The 1,217-nt window shown below is 59.1% G+C and carries 1 protein-coding gene; it reads left to right on the top strand.

The features are described from left to right. Positions 1 to 88: 88 nt before the first annotated feature. A complete protein-coding gene (locus tag GOB81_RS17335; protein ID WP_041247965.1) occupies positions 89 to 1,111 on the top strand; it encodes an IS110 family RNA-guided transposase in 1,023 nt (340 codons plus the stop codon). The last annotated feature ends 106 nt before the right edge of the window (positions 1,112 to 1,217 follow it).

Here is a 1,217-nt window from a genome sequence, read left to right as displayed (position 1 = left end):
GAGATGGGGTGGTTGCCGTCCTCCCCGCACGGCATCGCAATGTGCCAGAATGGTCGTTGGAAGAAACGACTGCGCGAAAGGACGGCAGATGAAGGATACAGTGATAGGCGTTGATCTGGCAAAGAACATTTTCCAGGTTCATGGAGCTTCGCGTGCGGGCGAGGTGATGTTTCGCAAAAAGCTGCGTCGTCAGCAGTTTATGCAGTTCATGGCCACGCAGCCGCCTGCTCTGGTCGTTCTTGAAGCGTGCGGGAGCGCGCATTACTGGGCTCGCGAACTGGCAGGAGCTGGTCACGAGGTCAGACTGATCGCTCCGCAGTATGTGAAGCCTTTCGTGAAGCGCCAGAAGAACGATGCTGCTGATGCGGAAGCGATCGTCATTGCGGCCCGTCAGCCGGAAATGCGCTTTGTCGAACCACGCACTGAAGCGCAGCAGGCGCGTGGCGTTCTTTTCCGGGCCCGGCAGCGTCTGGTGCACCAGCGCACGGAACTGGTGAATGCCCTGCGTGCCGTTCTGTATGAATTCGGTCTCGTCGTGCCACAGGGGATTGCGCATATCAGACACATTGAAGCCATGCTGGATGAGGCGGTTCTGCCAGAGGCTGTGAAGCAGGAATGCCTTGATCTGCTGCGACAGATTTCGGAGCAGAGTGTGCGGATTGATGTCAGAACAAAGAAGATCAGGATGCTTGCCCAGGAAAGTGAAAACACCTGCAGATTGCAGAGCATGCCTGGAGTGGGTCCTCTGACCGCTCTTGCGATTGAAGCTTTTGCGCCTGACCTGCAGAGCTTCCGGCGCGGGCGCGACTTTGCTGCGTGGCTGGGGCTGGTGCCCCGTCAGTTCTCATCTGGCGGAAAGGAAAGGCTGGGGAAGATATCAAAAGCCGGGCAGGCTGATATCCGCAGGCTTCTCATCATGGGCGCCATGACCCAGGTGAACTGGGCCAGCCGTAAGGCCCCTGCACCGGGAAGCTGGCTGGCACGGATGCTGGCCCGCAAGCCCCGTATGCTGGTAGCCATTGCGCTGGCCAACAGGATGGCACGAGCCATCTGGGCCATGGCAACAAAACAGGAGGATTATCGGGATCCGGCCCTGTCCGTGGCAGCCTGAGCGATGGCTCGGCTCCCGCGGATGGAACCGGTAGGGGTGTGAGAGGGCGATGACCTGAATGGGCGCATGATCGTCTGATCCGGATCGGAAAAACCAGTGGATTTCT

Source organism: Acetobacter conturbans (genome assembly GCF_011516755.1).
In the GTDB taxonomy this organism is placed as follows: Bacteria; Pseudomonadota; Alphaproteobacteria; order Acetobacterales; family Acetobacteraceae; genus Acetobacter; species Acetobacter conturbans.
Note: the sequence above shows the minus strand (reverse complement) of the source record. Positions and strands in the feature narration are given on the sequence as shown.